Raw genomic sequence first — 22063 nt, forward strand, 5'->3', positions numbered from 1 at the left:
GTACGATGAGAAAACATCTATCGCAGCTTGTCGCAGCCAGACTTAGTCCTCGTCGATCTTCAGTACCGCCATGAATGCTTCCTGCGGCACTTCGACACTGCCGACCTGCTTCATCCGCTTCTTGCCTTCCTTCTGCTTCTCGAGCAGCTTACGCTTACGGCTTATGTCACCGCCGTAGCACTTCGCGAGTACGTTCTTCCGCATCGCTTTAACGGTCTCACGCGCGATAACCTTCGTACCGATCGATGCTTGGATCGGAACCTCGAACATCTGGCGAGGGATCAGCTCACGCATCTTCTCGCAAATAATCCGGCCGCGGTTATATGCGCGCTCGCGGTGTACGATGATGGACAAGGCATCGACTTGCTCACCGTTAAGCATGATATCCATCTTCACCAGGCTCGATTGACGATAGCCTAGCATTTCGTAATCGAATGATGCATAGCCCTTCGTACGCGACTTCAATTGATCGAAGAAGTCATAGACAATCTCGGACAATGGCATCTCGTACGTAAGCGTAACACGATTCGTATCGAGATATTCCATGTTCACATACTCGCCGCGTTTGCCTTGGCACAGCTCCATAATCGTACCGACATAATCATTCGGAACAATAATTGCAGCTTTCACATAAGGCTCTTCGACATAATCGATCTTGCCAACTTCCGGGTAGTTCGACGGGTTATCGATACGCAGCACTTCGCCATTCGTCAGCGTAACGTGATACACAACGCTCGGTGCCGTCGTAATAAGCGGAATGTTGAATTCGCGCTCAATCCGTTCCTGAATAACTTCCATGTGCAGCAAGCCGAGGAAGCCGCATCGGAAACCAAAGCCGAGCGCTGTCGACGTTTCTGGCTCATATTGGAGCGAGGAATCGTTCAGCTCCAGCTTCTCAAGCGCTTCGCGAAGGTCGTTGTAGTCCTGCGATTCGATCGGATACAGACCGCAGAATACCATCGGGTTGATCTTACGATACCCTGGCAGAGGTTCTGGTGCTGGACGCTTAGATTCCGTAATCGTATCGCCGACACGTGTATCCTTCACGTTCTTGATACCCGCAACGACGAAGCCTACATCGCCGACTGCCAGTTCATCGACTGCGGACATGCGAGGCTTGAATGCCCCTACCTCGATAACTTCGAACTCTGCGCCAGTTGCCATGAACCGGATCTTCTTGCCTGCCTTGATGCTGCCGTCCATGACGCGAACGTAAACGATAACGCCTTTGTACGGGTCATAGTGAGAATCGAAGATAAGTGCCTTAAGCGGCTGGTCTGGATCGCCTGTTGGTGCTGGCACCTTCTGTACGACCTGTTCCAGAATCTCGCGAATACCGATACCTGCTTTTGCGGATGCAAGAACGGCATCGCTAGCGTCGAGACCGATCACATCCTCGATCTCCTGTTTAACCTTCTCTGGCTCTGCGCTTGGAAGGTCGATCTTGTTAATGACCGGCAAAATTTCAAGGTTGCTGTCGAGCGCCAAGTATACGTTCGCCAGCGTCTGTGCCTCGATCCCTTGTGCCGCGTCAACCACGAGCAGCGCGCCTTCGCAGGCCGCCATGCTTCGCGATACTTCGTACGTGAAGTCGACGTGCCCAGGCGTGTCGATCAGGTTGAGAATGTATTCCTCGCCGTTATCGGCTTTATAACCGAGTCGAACAGCCTGCAGCTTAATCGTAATGCCGCGTTCCCGCTCTAGATCCATCTGGTCAAGCACCTGCTCTTGCATTTCACGCGTCGAGAGTGCTCCTGTGTATTCCAATATGCGATCCGCCAAAGTCGACTTACCGTGGTCGATATGGGCGATAATGGAAAAGTTTCTGATTTTCTTCTGTCGTTCGCGAACGTCCGCCATGCGTAACCCCCACACTGTCTAAGTGCTAACTATCCCATTAATTATAGCAGTATTGAGGCCAAGCGGCAACGGATGGTCGTACAGCAGCCAAATGTACCGGCCGTGCACGCCATCCGCAGCTGTCATTAATCCATAATTCCGTCGAACACGGAGACGAACCATTTGATGCCTCCGCTTGATACGGACTGCAATACACCTGCTGCACCGTCTGCAAGCTTGTTCACAGTCGGCTCACTCGTGTCGTACGGCACGCCTGGCAGTCTTTCGTTGCCTGCGTAAGCATTGTGAAATGTTCCGTTGTCATTCGAGGCACTCGTGTTATCGTTATTACCTCTTGTTGAAGCATTGGGCTCATACTGCTCAACTGTCGACGCCGTTTCTGTCGTCAATTGATTGCTGCTGCTATTGACAGCAGGCGGCTGAACGTCCGCTCCTACAGGGCCATAGACGTTGCGAATGCCGTTATCCGCCGAATCGAGTCCGTATACGATTAACAGAGCGATTGCGCCACCTGCGAGCGCCCATTTCCATCCGTCTCGCTTCATCTTCGACTTACCTTCCTTCTATATCAGCTTTCCTTCGGAGCGGTTACTTTCTTCGCATCGCCCCAATAGAGATCGGCAATAATTTCTGCCAGTGCATCTGCGGTGCGATATGATTCTTCGAGGGTATTGTCTACGCCGCCAATTTCGATCAATACACTGCCATTGGACAGCGACTGATTGTATTCCCCGTTGCCTTCCTTCGACGTCTTGCCCCAGACACCGCGCGAAATTCCTGGGTATTTCGCTTCCAGCGCCTTATGAATGTTCGTTGCAAGCTTCTCGTTCTGGCGCCAATTCGGATTTTCCTGACCGATGATAAAATAAACTTGTGCATAATCTTTGCCATTGATCGTCGTTGTTGTATATTTGCGTTTCTGCGAATCGCGATGAATATCGAAAATGTATTTGAGATCTTTGTTAGTCGCCAGCGCCTCTTGGACAATAGTCCGCGAATATTTGTAGGAGAGCGCCCATTTATAATTTTTGATTTTCGTTGGATAGTCGTAATCAGAATCTGATGCACCTAGCCCAAGCTCTTCAAGCTTTGATGCCAAACGTTTGCCGACCAGCGTAATATTTTGCTTCGAAGACGTCGGATCATTGCTCTCTCCGCCAACAACCGGGAACCAAGATTCGCGATTATGAGAATGATAGATGAATACTAGCTTGTCATCAGTCGACTTGGCAGGAGGATTGGTGTCATCAGCAGGTGGTGTCTGCGTCTTATCCGCACCACCCGGTGCAGCTGTATCATGAGTCGTCGTATCTGGCGTGTCGTCCGTTTCATCTGGAACAGGATCGTGGGGATCTACTGTAGATGCTCCTGTACCGCTTGTACCATTATTACTTGTATTACCTGTGCTGTTCGTTGAACCCGACGGCGTATTATCTGGAATCGGCGGATGATCCTCCGGGCCAACTGCTGTTTCATTGCCCGATCCTTTGCGGATGAGGAACGGCTCGTCCGATGATAGTCCTGGCATCTCTCTTGCGAGCAAGCTTTGCGGATTATTGGGATTGATATCGGTTACGAGCTGCAGCAGGAATGCACTTACTTGCTTAGTCGACAGCACGCTGTCACTGGCATGGTCATGGTCTGACTTGAATGCCGGCACTTCCATTTCTAGCATATCCGAGAACATCGCCCCCGAAACATTCGCTGCAAAACCTTTCATCGTCGAGCCAGGCGATGCCGCTGTACTTTGATGAACGATATCTCCTAGTCCGATTGCAATAAAAAACGCCATTGAGCTAATTGACATGATGGCGAATGTACGCCCCGTCACAAGAAGTGCCCTCCATTTGCGGCTTCCCCTACTCCAGTTGAACGTTACGATCATTCGTTTCATTGCCGCCCATCCTCCCTGTCCTATCTTTCTTCCGGCCCTCAACTGTTACTAGCCTATGAGAATGAGAGAGATGATAGAACACATAGTTTTCTACCGGTTTTCTACCAGTTTTCTACTCACCCAAACCCTCGGGAATTCTCCCCACCTAAATCCTCCCTGCTAGGGAGGACCCCATGGGACGAAGCGTATGCTCCCGATGTGATTTCCTTTCGGAAACCTTTACCCCTGGACCCCGGAAGGGGTCCAGGGTGGAACTGGGGCGAGGTGTGAGCTGGCTGCGTACTGGGAGTCGCGTGCCCCTCCGGGGCAGCTTTCGTTCGAGCTTTCGTTCGAGCTTTTGATCGAGTTGATTTGTCTGCCTTGTTCATCACACTCTATTACCGTAACGGACTACAGAGACACCAATTATCATTTAGTAGATCATATTGAACTCTAACGGACTCCTATAGCGCTATTTACTCGATGGATGTGCTTCGTACGAGAGATCCAGCATAATAAGCGCATGTGAGTCCGTTAGAATCTAAAATGAATGATTTTGTGCAAATAGCGACGGCCCGGTCCGTTAGAGCGATTGGCAACACTCGGACCTCGGAAGGGGTCGAAAGCGGTACAGTAGTGGGGCGGGACTGGGGCGGGATGTGGGCTGGCTCCGCGCTTGGGGTCGCGTGCTCCTTTAGGCACTACTTTCGTTCGAGCGAGCTAGTAAAAGATGAAAGCTGTGCTAGACAAAGCTTTTTTACACGCAAAAAAAAAAAGAGAAGCGCTGCTTCGCGCCTCTCTTCTGTAGTTTGTATTGAGGTTAGTGGGTATAAGCAGCTACGTTGGATGTGTCTACTGCGTCGTGCAGCGAGGCATTCAAGCCGCTTGCGATGATGTTGGCGATGTCTTCGATGAACTGATCGATTTCCTTCGGTGTAACGATCAGATCATGGCCCAGTGGCTGAAGGACTTCGCGCACGAGTTGGAGCCGTTCGTTTTCTTCCATTTTGTGCATAAGCCCCATTACCTGCGAGCCCGCATTAGTCGTATGCTTCGCTAGGTGATCCTCCAACATCCGCAGGCTGTCGTTCACAATATTTGAGGCGAACACGACGGTTGGAACTCCGATGGCCACAACAGGCACACCAAGTATGTCCCGTGTCAGCCCTTTGCGCTTGTTGCCAATGCCCGAGCCAGGGTGAATGCCAGTATCCGCGATTTGAATCGTCGTATTGACCCGCTCCAGCGCCTTCGAGGCGAGTGCATCGATTGCAATGACTGCATCCGGGCGGGTTTTCTCCACGATGCCCAGCACAATTTCACTAGACTCAATACCGGTAATGCCGAGTACCCCTGGGGCAACTGCACTCACTTCACGATAGCCTGGTGCAACTTGATCTGGCATCAGCTCGAAAAACTGCCTCGTGACCATTACATTCTCGACAACGAGCGGACCAAGCGCATCCGGCGTCACGTTCCAGTTACCTAAGCCGACAATGAGGATCTTAGCATTCTTATTGACACCCGCCTCTTCGAGGAACGTCTCAAATTCCTGTGCGAACTTTGTTGCCACTTTATCCTGAAGAGTCGTATCGCCTTTGCGTAAATCAGGCACTTCGAGTGTGACGTAACGGCCTGGCATTTTGCCAATCGCTCGCGAACCTTGCTCGGTCTGGACGTGAACACGGGATATTTTGATTCCGTCCTCGTCTACAATATCGGAGTGGACGCCCGGGATAGGGCCCCCGTTAGCTGTTTCTGCCATTTCCTTCGCTTCTAGAGCGAGATCGGTATGAACGTCAAATTGACGCAAATCGAGTTGATCCATGCGCATGACCATCCCTTTCCTTCTTTGCCTTTAGTGTGCGATGGCAAAGAACGTTCTATGCGGTTTATGTTTAATGCGATATAATGGATGAATTGCGGTGAGCAGACAATATCAGTCGGATTACATCTTGTGTTGCTATTGCTTTTTGGGCTTGCCCGTGATAAGATATTTTAAGTTGTGTTGCAGTATTGGGTTTTTTCCCTTTTTACAGGAGGTGAATGTGATGCCAAACATTAAATCCGCTATCAAACGCGTGAAAACAAGCGAAAAACGTCGCGCACTGAACGCTTCGCAAAAATCCGCACTTCGCACGGCCGTTAAAAATGCTGACCAAGCTATCGCTGGCACAGATGCAGCAGCTGCTAAAGCAGCGCTCGTCGCAGCTACGAAGAAGCTGGACAAAGCAGCTACTAAAGGCCTGATTCATAAAAATGCGGCTGCCCGCAAGAAATCCCGTCTGGCGAAAAAGCTGAATGCCCTTTCGGCACAAGCTTAATGAACGACGGCTCCTTGTTCCTCGGAACTTGGGGCCGTTTTTTCATTTCATCACAAACGTTGGGCAGCTGCTATGTATTAAGTTTTACGAATCGAACTGGATAACGGTTGTCACAGCGATTATTTAACTGTTTTCTTTAGGTTTTATTGTCTAACGGTTGCCATTGCGGCTATTGTGCACCAAAGGGAACATTGATGACTTGATTCGGTCAGTTAAGCTCCTCTGCATCCGTTAGCATCCAGGAAACAACTTTAAAAGTTATATAAGCGCTGCCACATCCGTTAGTTACGGTATGATACGATACGATACGATACGATACGATACGATACGATACGATACGATGTGAAATTATCGCCTGAGATCCAAGACAGTCCAAGCCAGCATGCTTTAAACGATTGGATCCAAAAACAATCAAGAAGAAGACCACGAGCTCGAAGCATCGTGGTCTTCTTCTTGATTTAGGATCTGCTGTTCGTTACGCCAAACGATAGCAGGAATAGTTCTAAGCCTAACGTTTTGTCCACTTGCCCCGTCTTCATACGGTAGTCAAGCTCCGCAAGCGTGGATAGACTTTCGCCTAAGCGCTGTACCGATAATCGCGTTGATTTCTCCGCAGCAAGCTTCACGCGGAACGGGTGAATGCCCAGATGCGAGGCGATCTGCTGCGGCGAGTATTGCTGTCCGGACAGCTCCTTCACCTGCAGCATAAGACGAAGCTGCGAAGCTAGCAGCGCAGCAATCTTGATCGGTTCTTCGCGCCGCAGCAGCAGCTCACGGTACAGACGCAGCGCCTTGTCCTTCTGCATGCTTGCAATCGCATCGATTAAGGAGAATACATCCTCTTCAACTGTAGAGGCAGTCAACTCCTCAACGCTGGCAACATCAATTCTCCCGCCTTCTCCTGCGTACAAACACAGCTTGTCTGTCTCCTGTGCGAGCTGCTGCAGCCGATTGCCCGTCCGTGTAACCAGCAGCTCTGCAGCATCGTCTTCCATCGTCCTGCCCTGATCGGACGCTCGTCGAACGACCCATCTGCGCAGCTCAGGTCCTTCCAGCTCATTAAAACTGAGGAGCGCTCCTTGCTCCTTGAGCCGCTTCACAAGCTTACGACGCTCATCCAGCTTGTCGGCATAAACCATGAACAAAATTATGGTTGATTCCAACGGCTGCTCGATATATTCCAGCATACGTTCTGCACGATGCTCGATTTTGCCTTCCTTGGTCCCTGCACCTGCAGCAGCCAGCACCGAGGCATCACGTATCACAATAAGCTTCTTATCCACGAAGAAAGGAAGCGTCTCTGCTTCTGCAGCCGCCTCTTCAATAGCCGTCTCCGACGTATCGAATTTGACGATCCCGAGCTCCCGCTCTTCACGATTGAACAGCTTGTCCGCCAGCTGCGAGGCGAACTGCTCCATCCGGTACCGGTCGCTGCCATAGGCCACATAGACTGGCCGCACTTTCCCGCTCTTCAGTTCCTTCAAAGCTTCAGTTGTATCCATTCGCGCCTCCCTGATGAACGTGAGAAACCTTTATAGCACCGTATGACGTCAACAAAGGGATGGAGCATTCTCCATCCCTTTGTCCCTGAACATCTATATAAACATCATCCGTGCAGGTCCATGGCACCTGCCGCGGTGATGGTCATACGACGTCAAGGTAACCGTCGCTGACGCCTTCTATATACTATACGCAAGGCCATCAGCATGTGTGCCGATCTATCTTGTTTTATTGCTTCGTCACAGACCAATCTTTCGTATCGACCTTGTATCGGGCCGTCGCGCCTTCGCTGTCCTTCACGGCGAAGAACAACGATACGCTGTCATCCGACCACTGCAGCTCTCCGATTTCGCCAGTAAACTTGCCGCTGTCGAGCAGTACGGTTCCTTCTTGAACCGAATAGATGAATACCGCTTGATCGACTACGGCTGCTGACAGCGACCCGCTTGGTGATACCAATACTTTCGATATATCAGCGTCCTGAGAAGCGCCGCTGCTCGTTATAGCCATCGGTTCTCCATACTGGTCCTTCGCAATAAGCGCAGTGGAGTCTTTGTCTTCCTTGAGCGATTCCGAACCAGCCGTATCTGCCGACTCTGGTGCTTGATCACTTGCCGATGCCGATGCCGATGTATCGGCGTTCTGATCCTGCTCCGGAGGAGCGACCTGGTATTCGTTCGTCACACCTGTGTCAACTGGAGGATCCTCATAAGGCGTATCCTTCGTGAACGTATCCGCGGATACTGCATCTGACGCATTTGCTTGGTTAGAAGATGTGCTGCGGCCCGTATCCGTCTTAGTCACGCTCTTGGCGGACACTTCAGGCGATTGGATTTTCACCTTCTCATCATAGACAGGATCAGATGAACGGTCCGTAGCGGTTGCAGTTGAATCAGCTGCAGCCGTGCTCATCTCCAGCGACTTCATCTCAGCACTATCGTCGGACTTCGACGGTGAGACCGGGTTTGCAAATACAAGCACGAGACCGACGACGATGCCCGCGGTTACGACTCCGCCAAATGCGGTCCATGACACATTTCTGAGCCAACCGCCTTCGCGTTTTCTAGACGTTCTCCGACTTTTTACGAACGGTTCAGCAGGCTGATCTACACCAGCTAGCTGATCCGGTTCGGCAACTGCCGCACTAACCTCAGGAACAAGCTGATCAAGCTGAGGCATAATCGCGTCAACTAGACTAAAGGCAGGCACTACCTTCGGTAAGCTTTCCAATTCAAGAGACAATCGCTTAAGCCGTTCGAACGTATCCGCGCAGTCGGAGCAATGCCGTATATGTTCGAATAGCACTTCTGCCTCATGATCATCGAGATCATGATCTAGCTGTCTCTGCATATAAGCCATCACCTCTTGACAAGTCATCCGCGGACACCTCCTTGTTGATATTCATGAAGTAGCGACTGCAGCTGCTGCCTGGCTCGGAACAAATAGGATTTGACCGTATTGAGCGGCAAATTAAGTGAATCTGCAATCTCGTTGTATGAAAAATCCTGCAAGTATCTTAGCACGACAACAGCGCGATGATGCGACGGCAGCATCTCTATCGCCTGTCGTATATCTTGGGCGGTAAAGGTCGACAGCACTTCATCTTCGACGTTCGATTTCTCCTGGAACACAAGATCATGCTCCTCAACCGAAACCGTCGGCTTGTTCCGTCTAAACTTATCGATACAAATGTTTGTAACAATGCGCTGAATCCATGTTTTGAATTGCGCTTTCTCTTCATAAGAATTGATTTTGGTATAAATACGAATCAGTGCTTCTTGTGCGGCGTCCATGGCGTCCTGCTCATTATTTAATATATAATAGGCTGTCCGATACACATGGGTTTCAATCTCTCGCAATAAGGTGATGAGAGCGTCGCGATCGCCCGATTGAGCCGCTCTGATGAGACTAGGCTCCACCAATGAAGGTTCCCCCTCTCATACAACCTTATCGACGTTCTAGTCGTTCCAAAGGTTGCACGTTACCTAAAATTATTTTAAAGAATTCATTATTCATTCGATTCGGCCTAAGACTAAGCTACCAAACTAACCTTTAGAATAACAGAAAATGAGGTCGCCGTACATAGTAAGGGTTTACAGTATCTTACATGCGATCCACCCATTTGTGACGAACCCAGCGAACCAACAACTCACCATTCGGTTGTACAGCAAACGTCGTTTCTCCATCCCGGTCTGTTCGCCACAGCCGAACCCCCGCTTGCTCTAGCCGCTCAAGCGTCTCCTTATTCGGATGCCGGTACACATTATCCTTACCCACAGATATAACAGCATAAGCCGGTCGCCAATAAGAGATCCAACTTGCGGATGTTGAACCTTTACTCCCATGGTGTCCCACCTTCAGGACATCCAAGCAATGACCTCCTCCCGCTCCAGACGGTGAATCTGATGATCCGATAGACTCACAGGCACTCTGGTTGGCAAAATGATTAAGCAACGCCAGCTCCGACTCATTACCGATATCTCCTGTCAGAAGAAACGTTCTGCCATACATCGTCAGCATCATAGCAACACTGCTTTCGTTCTGGTCCTCGACTTCTCGGAGAGAGTCAGCCGTTGCAGACTTCTCCGGCCACAACACGTCAAGGGAAACACTCGTATCCAGCTGCCAGTTCATACCGGCTGTCGCCTCGTACATTGGGACATTCAGCTTTATAGCTGTCTCCATCAGCTTAACCGCATCCTCCGAATGCTTCACCGTGCCGTTCCACCATATTCGTCTAACAGGGATCGACTCCATCACCGCCTGAAGACCTCCAATATGATCGGCATCTAGATGGGATATAACGAGTAAATCAATCGCATGTACGCCTCGCTGCTTCAGCAGAGGAACAAGCACCTTACGTCCGACCTCGTACGGATCACGCCGCTCCTGCCACTCCTCTTTCTTTTTGCCGAAAGATACTGTACCTCTGCCATCCACCAGCACATGCATCCCGCTTCCTGTCCGAATGAGCAGGGAGTCGCCCTGCCCAATATCTAATGCGCTAAACCGCGCAGTGCGGTCCGTCGTATCTGGCAGCCAAGCATAAGTAAGCAGCGCGGCAAGCATCACAATGGCAGCAGCCATTCCAGCCAGCTGTTTTCTCTTGCTCGTGACTGCGTGCGACTGGCTGTTTGAGGAGAGTGGCAATGTAATGCCATCCCCCGCCGTTGCATGCTCCTCCCGGCTTGCTTTTCGATGCAGCGACCATTGACCCGCCATACGGAAGCCGATCCCCAGTGCAATATACCAAGCTGCAATCCACCAGATCGGCGTCTTCGCCCACACCGTTTGCCAGCCCTGCAGCTCTGCCGTATATTGTACGAGCATGAAGGTAAGCCCGTTCATCGTCTGCCCTGCGACAGCCAGCCACTGACCGACTAGCGGCCATACTGGACCGAGGGCTAACGAAGCCGCACCAAGTGGCATTACGACAAAGCTAATGAAAGGAACGAATACGAAGTTAGCTGGAATCGACAATGGATTCCACTGATTGAAGTAGTAAATAGAGACCGGGAATGAAACGAGCTGCGCGACAAGTGTTACGACGACAAGATCAAGCATTGCCTTACCTCTTCGCCATTGAGGCAGCAGCGCTCGCATAGGCGAGACGCCAACAATCAATCCTGCAGTTACAAGATAGGACAGTTGAAAGCCAACGTTGTGTATGTAAGAAGGGTTCCACAGCAGCATCAGGATGGCTGATGCCGACAACAGATGAAGGCCATCCTTCAATCGATTGGAGTAAGCAGCGATCAACCCGATGACCGCCATTAGTCCCGCACGTACAACTGATGGCGAAGCGCCAGACAACAGAACGTATAGCGGCGTAAGTGCAGCCATGACGAGCAGCGAGCGTTCCCGCGATAGACGGACCATTCGCAGAATCGCATGAACAGCATAGAGAAATACCGCCACATGCAGGCCTGATATCGCTAATATATGCGTCAAACCAAGCGCTGAAAACTGCCCGAACACATCAGGATCTATATCATCACTGCTGCCAAGGACTAGCCCTTTCATGTACCCCGCCTGCTCCTCAGGGTATAGCTCATCCATCTGTGCACCAAGCCAATCCCGTACCGCATCGACGCGACCGAGCAAGGTAGAGATCGAATAGGGAGAGCCCGGTGTTACCGTTGTCGCTTCCGTACCTTTCACCTTCAGCAGCCAATGAATGTGACTAGTTGACTTCAAATAGCTTCGGTAGTCAAATCCGCCTTCATTTGATGGCCCAGCTGGTCGCTCTAGCTCTCCGACAGCATGCACACGTTCTCCACGCTGCCAGGTATAGACTTGCCGTTGTTCCTCTTCGGTCAGCAGTTTCAACTGCACTTGCAAGGTCTCATGTAACGCTCTCGTTGTTAATTCTGCGTTCACCTTCACGACGGAGCCCTGTAATTGAAATCGTACACTATCGCCATCCACCAGAATGGCAGAGACGATTGTTCCATCTACCTCCACTTCGAACGTAGCAGGCGGATAATCTCGCTCGGCGGCTTCCAGCAAATCTGACAACCCCGTAGCTGCTCGATGATCCGACCATGAAGCCCATATGACCCCTGCACAATAAACAGCTATACACAACAGAGCATTGCGCCTCGTTGCCTCCTTCAACATAACTGCGGCCGCGAGCAGCAGCACCACCCCAATGCCAAACAGTCCTATTATCACGATTGGCTGACTTGCAAGACCTATGCCAAGCGTCCAGCCTATAGCCAGCCATACGATTAGTCGCCGGTTGATCAAAACCTCTTGCTCCTCTCGTTAAGACGTACAAACGCAAAAAACCTCCCGTACGATCCCCATGTTCAAGGGATTTGCACGAGAGGTTCTTCCTCTGCCGGTTTATGAAATAACCGCACGAGATGTTTTCGCTGGCGGTTCATATTGGTCAATGGTTCGGAAAATAATGCCTTTGCTCCGCATCAGTGTCTCCACCTTCTCACTGTCCTTCGGATAAGGACGGTGGAACACGATTTCGCGTATGCCGCTGTTCGCGAGCATATTCGCGCAAGTCCAGCAAGGCTGATCCGTTACGTATACCGTTGATCCCTCACGGTCGTTGCGGTCCGTGAATAACAGTAAATTTTGCTCCGCATGAATCGTTCGAATGCAGCGTTCCTTCTTCACCATCTTCTCTGCACCATCGACGGTTTCCAAAGCATATTCTTCTACGATCATACATCCCGCTTCCAGGCAATCCTCTACACCCATAGGCGCACCGTTGTACGCAGTACCAAGCAGCTTTTTCCCTTGGACGAGCACCGCACCGACATGCCGCCGATTGCATCGCGATCTCGTCGCCACCATATAGGCAATATCCATGAAATACGTATCCCAGTCTTTACGGGAAGCATCGTTGTTCGCCTGTGTCATTGTTGTATCTTCCTTTCCTTGCAGCCTCGCTCTCCCTAGGAGCCGATGTAATTGACGTTACTATACTCCTGATATTGTCGCATATTTATGGAAGAGCGACAACCGAAGCACGCAGCTTCTCGATCATCTTCGCTCCGATGCCCTTCACCCGGTCCAAGTCATCTACCGATCGGAAAAGTCCATTCGCCTCACGATCCGCGATGATTGCAGCCGCTTTTGCCGGCCCAATGCCCGGCAGCTCGTCTAGCTGCTGAGCAGTAGCATGATTGATATCAATGCGGCCATCAGCTGCGACTGCCGAGGCAGATGTCGATTCAACCGTCGATGGCGTTGTATTTGCATGGTCTTGCGATGTAGTGGGGATATTGGCCTGCTCCTGCTGTTGAGGTGAAGCGGCAGCTGAAGTTGATGGTGCAATATCTGTTGAGGCAGCCCCCTGATACGATGTATTGTTCGACGAAGAGGCTGACTCTTCCACTGCATTGGACGCCTCCACTGAATTGTTGTTCCCTAATATTGCATGCAAATCTTCGTTTAGTGGCTGCCAGCTTTCTTCCGTTCCGTTACTCATATTGAAGATCCCGATGACCACAAGCAGCGCCCCAAGGCAGCCAATCATTATCGCTGGGCGAATGGCATTCAAACGGCGTGAAGATTCCGATCGAGCGAACATTTGCTTAACCTCCTTTTCGTTTCTCCTTACTGAATTAACAGGTTTACAAAATAGTCGTCATGCTGGCCACGCTCTCCTGCATACTGTAGTAAGAGCATGATTGGGTCTTGCCGCCTAACGCATGATCATAGTTGCAAGGGAGGGGTACCGATGAATGTCGGGTTTATCGGCACAGGCAGCATGGGCAGCCTGCTCATCGGCGCATTCATAACATCGGGCGCGCTCAAGCCATCACAGATCGCGGCGAGCAATCGGACAATTGCCAAGGTCGAGAGCTTGGCTATTCAATATCCGGGCTTGCGTGTTAAAAGCACGAACGTCGAAGCAGCGCTAGGACGAGACATCGTCTTCTTGTGCATAAAACCGCATGAGTTCCATTCTGTACTCGCCGATATTCGCGATAGCCTTCGTCAGGAGCAGCTCGTCGTATCGATTACGAGTCCGGTAATGCTTGCGCAGCTCGAAGACTGGCTGCCTTGTAAGGCTGCCAAAGTCATTCCTAGCATTACAAACCATGTCGGCAGCGGCGCTACGTTATGTATGTACGGCAGCCGCGTGAAAGACACGGACCGCGAGCGGCTTGAGCAGCTGCTTCGTCATATTAGCGAGCCGATTCGAATTGACGAGCAGTATACACGAATCGTCTCCGACTTATCGAGCTGCGGGCCTGCATTTTTTGCATTCTTCGTTCAGCGCTTCGTAGAAGCAGCGGTAGAAGAAACCGGCATTAGCCATGAGGATGCACTTGCTGTAGCGAGCGCAATGCTGCTCGGCACAGGCAGGCTGCTGACAGAAGGCGGAATGACCCCTGAGCAAATTCAAGAGCGTGTCGCAGTGCCAGGCGGCATTACAGCCAAGGCGTTGGAGCTGCTCAATTTGGATTGCGACGGCATGTTTAATCGTCTAATACGCACGACGCACGCCAAGTATAAAGAGGATGCCAACAAAGTCGCTACGTCCTTATACGGCGAAGAGGTGAACGGCCAGTAACACGCTATGCTTTAGCGTGACGGGCCGCTCACCTCTTCAAGAGCGGATATTAATCGTTATAGAAGCATTGAAGGATTAGTTAGCTACGATGTTCACGAGCTTGCCTTTAACGGCAATAACTTTGCGAATCGTCTTCCCTTCAATCGCTTGTTTTACTTTGTCGAGCTCCTTCGCCAGGCGCTCCATTTCTTCAACGTCCGTATCAGCAGCAATGCTGAGACGCTCTGCGATTTTGCCGTTCACTTGGACGACGATCTCGACCTCTTGGTCGACCGTCCAAGCTTCCTCGTAAGTTGGCCATGCCACATACGTGATAGATTCCGAGTGGCCCAGCTTCTCCCACAGCTCTTCCGCGATATGCGGCGCAAGTGGCGACAGCATCTGAGCAAAGTGCTCCATCGCTTGACGCGGCAGCGATTCTGCCTTGTACGCGTCGTTGACGAAAATCATCAGCTGGCTGATCGCCGTGTTAAAGCGCAGCGCTTCGAAATCTTCCGTAACTTTCTTAACCGTACGGTGCCACGTCCGCTTGAATGCGTCGGTGCCGTCCCCGTCCGTAATTTTGGCACTCAGCGTGCCGTCCTCGTTTACGAACAGACGCCATACGCGGCTCAAGAAACGGTACATGCCTTCTACGCCGCTCGTATTCCATGGCTTCGTCGCTTCCAGAGGCCCCATAAACATTTCGTACATACGCAGCGTGTCGCCGCCGAATTCATTCACGATGACGTCCGGGTTAATAACGTTGCCGCGCGACTTCGACATTTTCTCGTTGTTCGTACCGAGAATCATGCCTTGGTTAACCAGCTTGTGGAACGGTTCTTTCGTATCCACTACGCCGATATCGTACAGCACTTTGTGCCAGAAACGTGCATAGAGCAGGTGAAGAACCGCATGCTCAGCTCCGCCGATGTACAGGTCAACTGGCAGCCATTCGCGTTGCTTCTCCTTCGAGCAGATCTCTTCGCTGTTGTGCGGATCGATAAAGCGCAGGTAGTACCAGCAGCTGCCCGCCCATTGCGGCATCGTGTTCGTCTCGCGGCGAGCTTTCATGCCCGTCTCTGGATCGATCGTCTCAACCCACTCCGTTACGTTCGCCAGTGGTGATTCGCCCGTACCCGATGGCTTGATCGCATCAACGTCAGGCAGCAGCAGCGGCAGCTCCGATTCTGGAACCGGCTTCATCGTGCCGTCTTCGAGATGAAGAATCGGGATCGGCTCTCCCCAGTAGCGCTGACGGCTGAACAGCCAGTCTCTCAGGCGGTAAGTCGTTTTACCTTTACCTTTGCCTTCCGCTTCGAGATGAGCAATCATCTTCGCGATCGCTTCCTCATTGCCAAGACCGTTAAGGAAACCGGAGTTTACGTGCTCGCCTTCACCCGTATAAGCTTCAGCCTGAACGTCTCCGCCTTGAATAACTTCGAGGATCTTCAGGTCAAACTGCTTCGCGAATTCCCAGTCGCGCGTATCGTGGCCCGGTACCGCCATGATTGCACCTGTGCCATAACCTGCCAGTACATAATCAGCGATCCAGATCGGCAGCTTCTCGCCGTTTACTGGATTCACTGCATAAGCACCTGTGAATACGCCTGTTTTCTCTTTCGCAAGATCCGTACGCTCGAGATCGCTCTTACGAGCTGCAACCTCTTGGTAAGCCTCAACAGCCGCCTTCTGATCAGCCGAGGTAATCTTCGCTACGAGTTCATGCTCAGGCGCCAGTACGCAGTACGTTGCGCCGAACAGCGTATCAGGACGTGTCGTGAATACAACGAGCGAATCGTCATTGCCATCGATAGCGAACGTAACTTCCGCACCGGTCGATTTGCCGATCCAGTTGCGCTGCATTTCTTTAATGCTTTCCGTCCAATCGAGCTCTTCCAGATCCTCAAGGAGACGTTCCGCATATTCCGTAATCTTCAGAACCCATTGACGCATCGGCTTACGGACGACCGGATGGCCGCCGCGCTCGCTCTTGCCGTCGATAACTTCTTCGTTCGCGAGAACGGTACCGAGCGCTTCGCACCAGTTAACTGGCACTTCGGCAACATAAGCGAGACCTTTATTGTACAGTTGGATGAAAATCCACTGCGTCCATTTATAGTAATCCGGATCCGTCGTGCTGAATTCGCGGTCCCAATCGTACGAGAAACCAAGCGATTTAATTTGACGGCGGAAGTTGTTAATGTTCTTGACTGTGATCTCGCGCGGATGCTCACCTGTATCGAGCGCGTGCTGCTCGGCTGGAAGGCCAAATGCATCCCAACCCATTGGATGGAGAACGTTAAAGCCGCGCATCCGCTTAAAGCGGGACACGATATCTGTTGCTGTGTAACCTTCTGGGTGACCTACGTGCAGGCCGGCGCCAGACGGATATGGGAACATATCAAGCGCATAAAATTTAGGTTTGCCTGGGTCCTCTTGCGTTGCAAACGTCTTGTTCGCATCCCAGTAATGCTGCCATTTCGGCTCAATGACAAGCGGGTTATAGCCCTGCTGTTGATTCTGATTGTCTTGACTCATCACGAAACTTCTCCCTTCGACACTTTCATTCATTGAAACAGGGGCTCCGCCCCTTTGACCCCATTGGTTCAGAGATTTCTACCCACCCAAACCCTCCCGTCCCCTGGACCCCGGAAGGGGCTTAGGATAGACTCTGGTGCGAGAAAGCTATTCCCTGCTGGGGGTCGCTTGCCCTTTCGGACATAGCTTTCGTTCGAGCTTGACAAGCAAGAACAAACGGACCTAAAATGCTGAAAACTTAAAATCCTATTTTCAGCAAAAAAACCTCCCGTCCCAGCGTATAACGCTAGGGACGAGAGGTTGTTATTCCCGTGGTACCACCCTAGTTAGCGCGGACGTGCTTCGTCCAATCGCTCACTCAATACCCATAACGCGGGCGATTCGGCGCGATGTAACAGGAAACCTGCTCCATCATGCGGCTCTGAGGCGAGATTCTTCACGCGTCCGCACCGGCTTGCACCTACCGCCGGCTCTCTGCAGCGTACGACTGCGAATACTGCTCCTCTTCCATGCCTGTTGCTTGATGTTGTACAAGATCATGTATTAATTGTACATATATAAAAAGATTATAGGAGAAGCCGTAGATGATGTCAACCAAAGGCGCTTGCGATTCGCGGCACTGCCGCTCTTCTTCGTTCAGATGAATAAAACATTCGATTATGCGGCAAACTAATCTGTATGACCGTTAGCGAAATACAAACACCTTATTCAACAAAAAATGTAATTGAATCATTGACAGCAGCTATAATATCAAGCTATTCTATCGTGTAGACCTTATACAGACAGGTGGTATGTGAAATGTCATTCAATCCGGTTATTATCAACATCGAAGACTCCGGGGATTATAACAACAAGGAAAAGATCTACCAGCTCATCGTAACGCTCGATGACTATTCGCGCACTCGCTTCTTCTTGAAGAAGGATCCGGAATGGCAGCTGGTTGACGTTGCTCGCTTATTGAATATTCCGTGCCCTGTATGTCGCAAAGATTACTACTGCAGCTGCATGAAACGCCATCTGCCTAGGCTCGAAGAGCAGTTCAAGGCGAACATCGACAAGTATGCAGACAGCCTTAAGTTCATCGGATAATAGGACTTCTACCCACCTATGTTTTCTACCCACCTAAATCCTCCCTGCTAGGGAGGACCCCATGGGACTCCCGTCCCCTGGACCCCGGAAGAGGTTGGTGGCGGGACAGAGGCGTATGTAAGTTACTACGTGCTAGGGGTCGCGTGCCCTTTGGGCAAGCTTCTGGTTGTACGTAAGTATTTATTTGTGGGTTGAAACAAAAAGAAGCACAGCCTCGGCTGTGCTTCTTTTTGTTTTAGCTAATAAAACTAAGTGATATACGCAGCGAAGAGCGTTTCATACTGGAGAAATATAAGTCAGAGTCCCTACTTCTTGTACGCTGCGAAGAATAGACGCTCGGCTTCCTCTGGTGCCTCGCCCTTGAGTGGGACGGTGCTGAAGTCTGCGAAGCGATCGACGCGAGAGAAGCCTGCACGCAGCAGCGAGGATACAAGCCAATCCGTATCATAGGCTCGCTCCACATGCGTCTCTTCGATTCGCACGAAGCGCCCCAGAGCGTCCTGCTCGTCTCGCGCGAATATCGTCAGCGCATGTTCAATCTCGTTTAGCGTCGTATCCAGCTCGCATGTCCATATGTACGCTACATCTCGTTCATCGAGTGTGAACGGCTGCTGCTCCACATATCGCTGCAGCTGTGTAGGCGGAAGCACGTCGAACAAGAACACACCGCCAGGGCGAAGCCCTTGGTAAGTCGCTCGGAACGCAGCCTCTACATCATCTTCCTCGGTTAAATAGTTCAAGCAGTCGCAGAACGAAATAACCGTATCGACCTGCTCCGGCAGCTCCCATTCGCGCATATCCTGCTGCAGCCACCGAATCGATCCGCTTCCAAGGCGCGCAGCGCGCTGAGGCGTCTCATCCCATTTGCCACGGCCAATCGTCAGCATGTCCGCCGACAGATCGATCGCATACACATGGAAGCCCGATTTGGCCAATGGAATGGATATATTACCCGTGCCACAGCCGAGATCAACGACAGAATGCGGCATCTCGCCATGCTCCGACCATATCGTGCGTGCAAAACGGAGCCAATCCGCATACGGCATATTCTCCATCAACCGATCGTAGACGGTTGCAAACTGCCGATAGGACGCCATCATTGCACAGGTCCCTTAGCTGCATCTGCTGCGCCATCCTCTGATGGCTTCACAATCAGCTTCGTCCAGTTGCCTTCCTGCTCCACAATGCCTTCGCGCATCAGCTTGCCTAGCGCGCGCTTGAAGGCAGATTTACTAATGCCGAACCGCTGCTTCACAAGATCTGCCGGCGTCTCATCCGAATACGGCATCGCGCCGTTCGGGCGTTCTTTCAAGAACGTGAGAATCCGATCCGAATCTTCCAGCATGCCGACTTCCTTCCGTTCAACCATCGACAGATTCACACGGCCATCCTCACGTACGAACGTTACGCGCGCGCGTACCCGCTCGCCAAGACGCAACGTCCGATTGCGCTCAGAAGCTGGAATCATACCGAAGGCGCCGAAGCCGACTACGCCGCCGTCCAACAGCACGAACGAACCCATTTGCAACGTCTTCGTTACCCAACCTTCAATCCAACGGTTGCGCCAGTCAGAAGGAGCACGGAACACTTTGGTCATAAAATCGTCTTCGCCTGCAAGCTTTGCAATAAGACGACCCTGTTTGTCATTACGCAAAATAACGAAAACTTCGTCGTCGATGACTGGACGGAAGTCCTTGTTCTCTGGCAGTTCTGACAACGGCAGCAGCAGTTGACGACCAAGGCCGATCTCGAGGAAGCAGCCGAGCCGCGGATGGATATCCGCTACGCGAAGCCGAGCCATTTCGCCAAGCGTAATGAGCGGTTTGCGCATCGTAGCCGATAGGCGGTCATCCGTATCGAAATAAATGAAAACTTCGACGTCATCGCCAGGCTTGATCTTCTGGCCGACGATTTCGCTGTAATGCAGCAGCACGTCCTGCGTTCCATCGGTTACGAAGAAGCCATAGGGCGACACCTCACGTGCCACCCGCAGTCGAACAATCGTACCGGCGATCATGCGAACTCCACAACTTTCGCATCGGACCAGAGCCGCTCGAGGTTGTAGTATTCACGCTCATCACGGTGGAATACATGGACAACAACATCGCCAAGGTCAATAAGCACCCAACGAGCCGAATCCATTCCTTCGAGTCCACGAACGCGTACGCCAATCGACTCCGCCTGTTTGCGAATTTCCGTTGCAATCGCTTGTACCTGTACATCCGAGTTACCGGAGCAGATAACGAAATAGTCGGCTACGAGCGAGATTTCCTTCAAATTAAGTGCGACGATACGAGTTGCCTTCTTATCCTCAGCGGCAGCAACTGTTACTTCCAACAAACGATCAGCGTTTACTGTCATTCTTCAGCCTCCATTTACTTGTCTTACCATATCATTACGCGCCAGCACGGTTAATGGGAAGATTCGTTTGCCCTTCTCGATGAGAAAAGTAATTGTTCCATCGAATCCAGTCAACAGCGCCTTCTCCACACTATGCTCGGCTTCACTTCGAATTTTATTCACACCTGGAAAATCGCGGCTTGGCTCCATATAATCCGCCAGACAGACGATCTTCTCAAGCAGCGTCATGCCGACACGTCCCGACGTATGATACCGAATAGCATCCAATATCTCGGGATCGGTCACACCGTAATCCCGCTCCGCTATGAATGCCCCAACATGAGCATGCCACAGCTCTTTATCGTAGTCCAGCAGCTCCTGTGGAAGCTGCTCTTCACGAATAATCTGCTCCATACGTGCAGTAGGCCAATACTTGGTAACGTCATGCAAGATGGCTGCGAGCTCGGCGCGAACAGGGTCCGCACCAAACCGATTCGCTAGTTCGACTGACGTTGCCATGACGCCCTGTACATGCAGCCAGCGGCGTTCCGGCATCTCTGCCTTGACCGATTCAATCATTTCTTCGCGGTTCATACAGCCCCTCCTTCGTAATTTCCGAATAGACTGGCTCGGGTACCAAATAACGAATCGATCGACCTGCCATGCGGCGGCGCCTAATATCCGTTGACGAAATGCCCATCGGCGGCATCTCCACTAGCGTTACACGGTGACGAAGATGCTCAGGAAGCCGATTCAATTGTACAGGCTCACCTGGCCGTTCGACACCAATGAAACGGATCCGCTCCGCCAGCTCATCGATCCGATGCCACTTCGGCAGATCATGAATGCGATCCGATCCGATAATATAGGCGAACGTACATCCAGGCTCTCGCTCCATCAGTTCGCTTATCGTGTCAAAGGAATAGCTGACTCCACCACGCTCCAGCTCGATCGGATGCGCCTTGAAGCGTGGTTCGCCCGCGATCGCTAATCGAACGAGGCGCAGACGCATCTCTGCATCCGCGCCCTGAACGCCTTCCTTCAACGGCGGCACATTCGTTGGAATAAACCACACCTCATCCAGCTGACAAGCATCAAGCGCTGTCTCAGCCGCAAGCAGGTGACCGATATGAATCGGATCAAATGTACCGCCCATGATGCCGATTTGCTTCATCGATTAACGAGGGAGCTCGATCGTTTTGTGATCGCGCGACTCTTTATAGAGCACTATCGTTTTTCCAATGACCTGAACCAATTCGCAGCCTGCGCCGGCAGCCAGCTCAGCGCCAACCTCACGCGGGTCTTCCGAGCTGTTGTTCAGCACGTTCACCTTAATCAGCTCACGCACTTCAATTGCTTCTTCGATATGTCGAACGAGCTGATCGTTCATGCCGCCCTTGCCAATCTGGAAGATCGGAGTCAAATGATGCGCCATCGAACGCAAATACCGTTTTTGTTTACCTGTCAACATGAATGTTGTCCCTCTTTCCTCTTGCCGTTAAACGTTAGTTTCCT

The 22063-nt window shown here is 51.5% G+C and carries 20 protein-coding genes and 1 other annotated feature; of the genes, 3 read left to right on the top strand and 17 right to left on the bottom strand.

Translation table 11 applies throughout. The features are described 5' to 3' along the window. Nucleotides 1-42: 42 nt before the first annotated feature. The 4 genes from lepA to gpr all read right to left on the bottom strand — a co-directional run bounded on the left by lepA (nt 43) and on the right by gpr (nt 5561). Nucleotides 43-1860, bottom strand: a complete 1818-nt coding sequence (lepA, locus tag DFQ01_RS19645) for a translation elongation factor 4 (protein ID WP_110045615.1) — start codon at nt 1858-1860, stop codon at nt 43-45. 125 nt (nt 1861-1985) lie between these two features. Continuing rightward, the gene (locus DFQ01_RS19650; protein ID WP_110045616.1) at nt 1986-2405 is read right to left on the bottom strand and encodes a hypothetical protein; all 420 of its coding nucleotides are present in this window, start codon (nt 2403-2405) and stop codon (nt 1986-1988) included. A gap of 23 nt (nt 2406-2428) precedes the next feature. Continuing rightward, complete coding sequence (gene spoIIP / locus DFQ01_RS19655; protein WP_110045617.1) at nt 2429-3754, bottom strand: stage II sporulation protein P; 1326 nt, start codon at nt 3752-3754, stop codon at nt 2429-2431. A 799-nt stretch (nt 3755-4553) separates the two neighbouring features. Then, a complete protein-coding gene (gene gpr / locus DFQ01_RS19660) occupies nt 4554-5561 on the bottom strand; it encodes a GPR endopeptidase (RefSeq protein WP_110045686.1) in 1008 nt (335 codons plus the stop codon). Nucleotides 5562-5784: 223 nt separating this feature from the next. Here gpr and rpsT point away from each other — a divergent pair, with 223 nt between their 5' ends. Next, nucleotides 5785-6057, top strand: coding sequence for a 30S ribosomal protein S20 (gene rpsT, locus DFQ01_RS19665; RefSeq protein WP_110045618.1), 273 nt, complete (start codon nt 5785-5787; stop codon nt 6055-6057). Between the two features lie 458 nt (nt 6058-6515). On the opposite strand, the gene holA is transcribed toward rpsT, so the two are convergent. The 6 genes from holA to DFQ01_RS19695 form a co-directional block, all read right to left on the bottom strand. After that, nucleotides 6516-7559 carry a DNA polymerase III subunit delta gene (gene holA, locus DFQ01_RS19670; RefSeq protein WP_110045619.1) on the bottom strand — a complete coding sequence of 348 codons (1044 nt, stop codon included), beginning with the start codon at nt 7557-7559 and terminating at the stop codon, nt 6516-6518. Between the two features lie 226 nt (nt 7560-7785). Beyond that, nucleotides 7786-8934, bottom strand: coding sequence for an anti-sigma factor family protein (locus DFQ01_RS19675; RefSeq protein ID WP_110045620.1), 1149 nt, complete (start codon nt 8932-8934; stop codon nt 7786-7788). Continuing rightward, nucleotides 8931-9479 carry an RNA polymerase sigma factor gene (locus tag DFQ01_RS19680; RefSeq protein WP_110045621.1) on the bottom strand — a complete coding sequence of 183 codons (549 nt, stop codon included), beginning with the start codon at nt 9477-9479 and terminating at the stop codon, nt 8931-8933. Before DFQ01_RS19680 ends, DFQ01_RS19675 begins: the two co-directional genes overlap by 4 nt. 181 nt (nt 9480-9660) lie before the next feature. Further along, nucleotides 9661-12306: a DNA internalization-related competence protein ComEC/Rec2 gene (locus DFQ01_RS19685; protein WP_110045622.1), complete on the bottom strand. Its 2646-nt coding sequence runs from the start codon at nt 12304-12306 to the stop codon at nt 9661-9663. Between the two features lie 99 nt (nt 12307-12405). Then, nucleotides 12406-12936 (bottom strand): deoxycytidylate deaminase, encoded by a 531-nt coding sequence (locus tag DFQ01_RS19690; protein WP_110045623.1) that lies wholly within the window; start codon nt 12934-12936, stop codon nt 12406-12408. A gap of 85 nt (nt 12937-13021) precedes the next feature. Next, nucleotides 13022-13609: a ComEA family DNA-binding protein gene (locus DFQ01_RS19695; protein ID WP_110045624.1), complete on the bottom strand. Its 588-nt coding sequence runs from the start codon at nt 13607-13609 to the stop codon at nt 13022-13024. Between the two features lie 150 nt (nt 13610-13759). Between DFQ01_RS19695 and comER the strand changes: the two genes are divergently transcribed. Continuing rightward, a complete protein-coding gene (gene comER, locus DFQ01_RS19700) occupies nt 13760-14599 on the top strand; it encodes a late competence protein ComER (RefSeq protein ID WP_110045625.1) in 840 nt (279 codons plus the stop codon). Nucleotides 14600-14674: 75 nt separating this feature from the next. Here comER and leuS read toward each other — a convergent pair whose 3' ends face one another. Beyond that, on the bottom strand, nt 14675-17119 hold the full coding sequence (gene leuS, locus DFQ01_RS19705; protein ID WP_110045626.1) for a leucine--tRNA ligase: 2445 nt from the start codon (nt 17117-17119) through the stop codon (nt 14675-14677). A 285-nt stretch (nt 17120-17404) separates the two neighbouring features. Beyond that, nucleotides 17405-17638, bottom strand: a binding site (T-box leader). Between the two features lie 279 nt (nt 17639-17917). Here leuS and DFQ01_RS19710 point away from each other — a divergent pair. Next, nucleotides 17918-18208 (top strand): hypothetical protein, encoded by a 291-nt coding sequence (locus DFQ01_RS19710; protein ID WP_110045627.1) that lies wholly within the window; start codon nt 17918-17920, stop codon nt 18206-18208. A 305-nt stretch (nt 18209-18513) separates the two neighbouring features. On the opposite strand, the gene DFQ01_RS19715 is transcribed toward DFQ01_RS19710, so the two are convergent. The 6 genes from DFQ01_RS19715 to yhbY are packed head-to-tail and all read right to left on the bottom strand — an operon-like array spanning nt 18514 to nt 22019. Beyond that, nucleotides 18514-19305, bottom strand: coding sequence for a class I SAM-dependent DNA methyltransferase (locus tag DFQ01_RS19715; protein WP_110045687.1), 792 nt, complete (start codon nt 19303-19305; stop codon nt 18514-18516). Continuing rightward, entirely contained in the window at nt 19305-20225 is a 921-nt protein-coding gene (locus tag DFQ01_RS19720) for a CvfB family protein (protein WP_110045628.1), read from the bottom strand. Before DFQ01_RS19720 ends, DFQ01_RS19715 begins: the two co-directional genes overlap by 1 nt. Continuing rightward, complete coding sequence (rsfS, locus tag DFQ01_RS19725; RefSeq protein ID WP_110045629.1) at nt 20222-20569, bottom strand: ribosome silencing factor; 348 nt, start codon at nt 20567-20569, stop codon at nt 20222-20224. Before rsfS ends, DFQ01_RS19720 begins: the two co-directional genes overlap by 4 nt. Before the next feature lie 3 nt (nt 20570-20572). After that, nucleotides 20573-21142 carry a bis(5'-nucleosyl)-tetraphosphatase (symmetrical) YqeK gene (gene yqeK / locus DFQ01_RS19730; RefSeq protein WP_110045630.1) on the bottom strand — a complete coding sequence of 190 codons (570 nt, stop codon included), beginning with the start codon at nt 21140-21142 and terminating at the stop codon, nt 20573-20575. Beyond that, nucleotides 21120-21722, bottom strand: a complete 603-nt coding sequence (nadD, locus tag DFQ01_RS19735; RefSeq protein WP_110045631.1) for a nicotinate-nucleotide adenylyltransferase — start codon at nt 21720-21722, stop codon at nt 21120-21122. The genes yqeK and nadD overlap by 23 nt, the downstream gene beginning before the upstream one ends. Before the next feature lie 3 nt (nt 21723-21725). Further along, complete coding sequence (gene yhbY / locus DFQ01_RS19740; protein WP_110045632.1) at nt 21726-22019, bottom strand: ribosome assembly RNA-binding protein YhbY; 294 nt, start codon at nt 22017-22019, stop codon at nt 21726-21728. Nucleotides 22020-22063 lie beyond the last annotated feature (44 nt).

The sequence above is a fragment of the Paenibacillus cellulosilyticus genome, assembly GCF_003182255.1.
Classification (GTDB): Bacteria; Bacillota; Bacilli; order Paenibacillales; family Paenibacillaceae; genus Paenibacillus_T; species Paenibacillus_T cellulosilyticus.

Excerpts from the sequence above, each read along its gene's own strand:
- lepA (WP_110045615.1), bottom strand. The coding sequence starts at position 1,860 with ATGGCGGACGTTCGCGAACGACAGAAGAAAATCAGAAACTTTTCCATT.
- DFQ01_RS19650 (WP_110045616.1), bottom strand. The coding sequence starts at position 2,405 with ATGAAGCGAGACGGATGGAAATGGGCGCTCGCAGGTGGCGCAATCGCT.
- spoIIP (WP_110045617.1), bottom strand. The coding sequence starts at position 3,754 with ATGAAACGAATGATCGTAACGTTCAACTGGAGTAGGGGAAGCCGCAAA.
- gpr (WP_110045686.1), bottom strand. The coding sequence starts at position 5,561 with ATGGATCAACTCGATTTGCGTCAATTTGACGTTCATACCGATCTCGCT.
- rpsT (WP_110045618.1), top strand. The coding sequence starts at position 5,785 with ATGCCAAACATTAAATCCGCTATCAAACGCGTGAAAACAAGCGAAAAA.
- holA (WP_110045619.1), bottom strand. The coding sequence starts at position 7,559 with ATGGATACAACTGAAGCTTTGAAGGAACTGAAGAGCGGGAAAGTGCGG.
- DFQ01_RS19675 (WP_110045620.1), bottom strand. The coding sequence starts at position 8,934 with ATGACTTGTCAAGAGGTGATGGCTTATATGCAGAGACAGCTAGATCAT.
- DFQ01_RS19690 (WP_110045623.1), bottom strand. The coding sequence starts at position 12,936 with ATGACACAGGCGAACAACGATGCTTCCCGTAAAGACTGGGATACGTAT.
- DFQ01_RS19695 (WP_110045624.1), bottom strand. The coding sequence starts at position 13,609 with ATGTTCGCTCGATCGGAATCTTCACGCCGTTTGAATGCCATTCGCCCA.
- comER (WP_110045625.1), top strand. The coding sequence starts at position 13,760 with ATGAATGTCGGGTTTATCGGCACAGGCAGCATGGGCAGCCTGCTCATC.
- leuS (WP_110045626.1), bottom strand. The coding sequence starts at position 17,119 with ATGAGTCAAGACAATCAGAATCAACAGCAGGGCTATAACCCGCTTGTC.
- DFQ01_RS19710 (WP_110045627.1), top strand. The coding sequence starts at position 17,918 with ATGTCATTCAATCCGGTTATTATCAACATCGAAGACTCCGGGGATTAT.
- DFQ01_RS19715 (WP_110045687.1), bottom strand. The coding sequence starts at position 19,305 with ATGGCGTCCTATCGGCAGTTTGCAACCGTCTACGATCGGTTGATGGAG.
- DFQ01_RS19720 (WP_110045628.1), bottom strand. The coding sequence starts at position 20,225 with ATGATCGCCGGTACGATTGTTCGACTGCGGGTGGCACGTGAGGTGTCG.
- rsfS (WP_110045629.1), bottom strand. The coding sequence starts at position 20,569 with ATGACAGTAAACGCTGATCGTTTGTTGGAAGTAACAGTTGCTGCCGCT.
- yqeK (WP_110045630.1), bottom strand. The coding sequence starts at position 21,142 with ATGAACCGCGAAGAAATGATTGAATCGGTCAAGGCAGAGATGCCGGAA.
- nadD (WP_110045631.1), bottom strand. The coding sequence starts at position 21,722 with ATGAAGCAAATCGGCATCATGGGCGGTACATTTGATCCGATTCATATC.
- yhbY (WP_110045632.1), bottom strand. The coding sequence starts at position 22,019 with ATGTTGACAGGTAAACAAAAACGGTATTTGCGTTCGATGGCGCATCAT.